Source organism: Aeromonas sp. QDB23, from assembly GCF_027707745.1.
In the GTDB taxonomy this organism is placed as follows: domain Bacteria; phylum Pseudomonadota; class Gammaproteobacteria; order Enterobacterales; family Aeromonadaceae; genus Aeromonas; species Aeromonas allosaccharophila.
Genome location: NZ_JAPCJA010000109.1, coordinates 1 through 4,644, shown reverse-complemented (window position 1 = coordinate 4,644; position 4,644 = coordinate 1). Strand labels below are relative to the sequence as shown.

Below are 4,644 nucleotides of genomic sequence, written 5' to 3'. Positions count from 1 at the left end.
ATGAGCGTTCACATTGGTCCGGAAATGGTGTTCACGTTGAATCGGAATTGGTGTTCATGATCGGCCGGAATATGCAAGCGTTGGAAAACGCCACCATATTATTATAAAAACTAAATGAGGTCGGTATGTTTGTGTTGAGTTATGGCGATAACTGCCATGTAAAATTTAGGGATGATGAATCTGATGCGCTAAAAAGAAAAATTGTAGAAATTATTAGCGATGGTGAGCCAAGGAATTCAATTAAAATTATAATTGATAAGGATTCAATTTTTCCTGCGGTGAAAATTGCATTCGATTATAAGATCACAGTCGTGCTTGATGGGCATGAGTTTAAGCCAGGTTCGAACAAGGTCAATCTAGGGTTGCTGCTTCTCGGGTATGCTAAAAATGAGGTGGAGGAGCAAGAAGCAATTGATTTTGTGGCGCTAAACTCTCATCATTTTTGCCCAGAAATAATGTCTCAGACTTCTCTAATTGATTATGTTTGGTCTCAAACTGGTAATCGATTCCATACTAGAATCGCCGAGGCTATAAACAAACACTTGTTTGCTAAAAAGAGCGCGGTATCTTTGGCGCACAATTTCTATACTAAGAATGATAATATTACTGAAACTAATATCGAACTTTGTCACGAAAGATTGTGTCTAGATCGTTTCCCTGGGATTCACATAGTTGTTACCCCACCAGGTACGGGTAAAACAACTAATTGCCTAATACCCACATTTGACGAGGCTGGGAATAATGGCATGCATCCTATTTTTTTAAATCCATCTCGAGCGTTCACGAATTCACTGTATCATGATCAGGATGAACGACACTATCATACAGATATCACCAAAAATGAAACCGGTGTCTATGGTGTTAGTCTGAGCATTTTATATAGTAAAAAATATAAGCATATCCGGGATAAGTGCCAAGTTTTGATTATAGATGAGTTTGAGGATGTTTTTAATTTAATGCACTCAGAATTGGGCATGAGAGTCTCAGTTGATGAATACATTGAAAGGATGGATAATTTCAAAAAAATTATTGCTGATGCCAGCACTGTTGTTATTGCCGATGCGTTTTTAAGTCAGGACTCATTTGATTTTATTTCAAGTTTAGCTACGCTCAGTAATAAAAAAATGTTCGTATATAGATCATCCAAACCTAGGAATATGCCAGAAATCTTTATAACAACTAAACCAGATATTATAAACAAGATCAATGAGCGTGCATCAAGTGGCAAAAAATGTATTGTATTTAGCGACGAGGCACACAATGCAAAAAAATCAAATGTTAACGTATTGGTAAATGCAATAAATACACCAAAAAAAATATTAATCGATGCTGACACTGCTCGTAAATTCCCTAATGGTGCTATAAACAAAAATGTTAGCAGTAAACTGGTGTCAATTTTTACACCGGTTGTGAAAAATGGATTTAGTTTCACAGATAAGGATCTAACATTTACTGCAATTGTTTCAAATGGGCTCGTTCAGCCTAATGATATTATGCAGTTTGTCCACCGAGCGAGGAATGCTAATAATGCATTTTTAGCGCTTCTTGGTGGCAAAAATAGGGTATATAAAAATAGCGATCATATCATTACAGAGTTGGTGATGTCAGCGTTGGGGTGTGATTATTCTATTGAACGTTTGCATGAGTATTGCCACAACCCCACATTAATGCATATGGTTAACCGATTGTTTATTCAACATAAATTGTGTTTGGATTATAATTTCACCCTACTAACAATGCTGGAACAACAGGGGTATAAAATTAGCTATCTTTTACCTGAGCTGAAAAATTCAGATAAAAAAATGCTTGAGTTGGCGGAGTTGAAAACAGAGGAGGAGCGAATTTGCGGGTTATTAAATAGAAGTAAATTTTATGCTCAGGAGGCTTTTGATATTGAGCACTTTTATAGTGAGGTATTGAGTGAGGAATTGATTAGGTTTGATGATAGAGGAAATACACGCAGAATAATTACAAATAACATTCTATTATATAAGTGTACTGACGATTATAATAGTCAAGAATCAGTAACATTTGCAATGATAAGATCGCTAGCCAATAGTTTAAAACTCAGTGACAATTATTGCTACAGTAGTGATGAGGCTGGTAAATTCCTAGCGTGGATTGAGAATGGAAAATTTAAGTTTGGTCATGAACTCATTGCAGTAAAAAAATTCTTTAATAATGACTATTTTATCATTCCATCTAACAGGAAAATTCCAATTAAGTTTTTAGAGTCATTTCTTAAAAATAATTTTGGCTATGAAACTTATATGAGTCAGGAACAAAATTACTATCGTGATGGACCAGGGGCGGGTCGTTCAAAAAGAACTGTAAAAACAGCGCGTCTGTCAAATGATATTAGAGAGTGGGTTGCTAAAATTATGAGCCGTTACTAAAATAGATCGCTATTGGTATTGCTGTTACTATCAAAAACACCGGTCTTAAACCGGTGTTTTGTACGCTTATCCAGTCTATTTGTTAGATATTAGTGTTATTCATATCAACTTGGCTGGGTAATCCCCCGAAAAACTGAGGTGCTCATAAGTAGAATTTTCTCGTATCTTGAACGCAGGAGGTTCTACATGAAAACATCACGCTTTAGCGATGCACAGATCATCGCCATCCTCAAGCAGGCCGAGTCTGGTTCACCCGTCCCTGAGCTCTGCCGTGAGCATGGCATCAGCTCCGCCACCTTCTACAAGTGGCGCTCCAAATTCGGTGGCATGGATGCCTCTCTCATGGCGCGCCTCAAAGAGCTGGAAGAGGAAAATCGTCGCCTTAAGAAGATGTATGCCGAGGAGCGCCTAAAGGCTGAGATCATCTCCGAGGCGATGGCAAAAAAGTGGTGACGCCATCTGCCCGCAGGGAGATGGCGACCAAGGCTGTGGCTCATTACGCCATTTCTATCCGTCTGGCTTGCCAGGTGTTCAAGGTGAGCGAGGGTTGCTACCGTTATCAGCCCGTGCTGGCTGATGAAAACCAGGAGATTGCCGACTGGCTGCTGCGCCTCACCGCCAACCAGCGCAACTGGGGTTTCGGACTGTGCTTCCTGTACCTGCGTAACGTCAAAGGCTTTGGCTGGAACCACAAGCGGGTCTACCGGATCTATCGGGCGCTAGAGCTCAATCTGCGGATAAAACCAAGAAGCGGCTAGTGCGGGCCAAGCCGGAGCCGTTGGCAGTCCCTGACCAACCGAATCACTGTTGGTCGATGGACTTTATGCATGACCAGCTCAGCGATGGTCGTTCGGTGCGGTTGTTTAATGTGATCGATGACTTCAATCGCGAAGCACTGTGCATCGAGGTGGATTTTTCCTTGCCTGCCTCGCGAGTCAAACGGGTGCTGGAGCAGGTCATCGAGTGGCGGGGCAAACCAGCCGCAATCCGCTGTGATAATGGTCCGGAATACATCAGCGAAGAGCTCAAGCAATGGGCGCAGCAGAAGAGGATTGCGCTGAGGTATATCCAGCCAGGCAACCCGCAGCAGAATGCCTACATAGAGCGATTTAACCGCACTGTGCGTTACGACTGGTTGGGCCATTACCTGTTTGAGTCACTGAATGAGTTACAGGAATTTGCCACGAACTGGCTGTGGGTTTATAACCATGAGCGGCCCAATATGGCGCTGGGCGGCTACACGCCGAAACAGCGCTTGGCACAGGCCGCATGACCTCTACTTTTGAGTGCTCCAAAAAATGGGGGGATTACCGCTGGAATCGTGATCTGGTTAACATTCAAAATTCTGAATTAATGATAATAATGCCGTTTGAATATCTGTATGTAACAGATATTGGGGATACATTGCAGGATATAAGTATGAAATATATTGTTGTTGAAGATCATGTTGTACCTCAGCTTTTCACTACTGCAATTGAGGCTTATGAGTTTGAGCACAGAGCGCACCTAAAAGGAAAGGGAGCTATTAATCTTGAAACATTTGGCCTATTGTGGGGATATTCAATTCCTCAGAAGGGTGAAAATCCCGCTCGAATTGTATCTACAATGGCTACTGTTGAAACGTCTGCATTGAGGCATCAAGACTGGGTACGGCCAGACCTTAATTCGATAATAGCAAAAAAGGAGTTTTTTACGAAGTACTGGCCTAATATAGAGCTGGTTGGCACATTTCACTCTCATCCATATGCTGATTTAGATACTGTGAATGAAATTAAGGGGTGGCGTGCATCGGATGGTGACAAAGATTTCTGGCCATGGTTTCATGAGTATGTATCACCAGAGCAACCCCTATTGGCGCATATAATTGTAACCATTACTAAGCTTGAGCGGAAAGGATGGGCGTATCCGGATCGATTAAGGGGTAATGAGAGAAAAATGGGCTATGTACTATCAGCTGATAATAGAAAACTGTGGCTGCGTTCATATGGAAGTCAAATAGATTTTGATGATAATGGTGAGGAGATGTTTATTTTTAAGGATGATCTTCAAATTGAGATTCCCTCATTGCAAAATAGATTTTGGGAAAATTCATAATTGTTGTTATAAATTTTTATTGTCAATTATTTACCTGATCCTGATTACCCATGATTAGGGAAGGTGCGAACAAGTCTCTGATATGAGATCATGTTTGTCATCTGGAGCCATGAAAAAGGGTTCATCATGAGTCATCAGCTCACCTTCGCCGACA

General features: G+C 41.2%; 2 protein-coding genes and 1 pseudogene. All 3 read left to right on the top strand.

The window, feature by feature from the left end:
• Positions 1-125 precede the first annotated feature (125 nt).
• The 3 genes and pseudogenes from PG888_RS22390 to PG888_RS22380 all read left to right on the top strand — a co-directional run bounded on the left by PG888_RS22390 (position 126) and on the right by PG888_RS22380 (position 4,490).
• Complete coding sequence (locus PG888_RS22390; protein WP_270694434.1) at positions 126-2,396, top strand: hypothetical protein; 2,271 nt, start codon at positions 126-128, stop codon at positions 2,394-2,396.
• Positions 2,397-2,582: 186 nt separating this feature from the next.
• Positions 2,583-3,669: pseudogene (locus PG888_RS22385) on the top strand (IS3-like element ISAs22 family transposase).
• A complete protein-coding gene (locus tag PG888_RS22380) occupies positions 3,666-4,490 on the top strand; it encodes a hypothetical protein (RefSeq protein ID WP_270694432.1) in 825 nt (274 codons plus the stop codon). Before PG888_RS22385 ends, PG888_RS22380 begins: the two are co-directional and overlap by 4 nt.
• The last annotated feature ends 154 nt before the right edge of the window (positions 4,491-4,644 follow it).

What these genes read in the sequence shown, in the direction of transcription:
- PG888_RS22390 (WP_270694434.1), top strand. Translation starts at nt 126, where the DNA reads ATGTTTGTGTTGAGTTATGGCGATAACTGCCATGTAAAATTTAGGGAT.
- PG888_RS22380 (WP_270694432.1), top strand. Translation starts at nt 3,666, where the DNA reads ATGACCTCTACTTTTGAGTGCTCCAAAAAATGGGGGGATTACCGCTGG.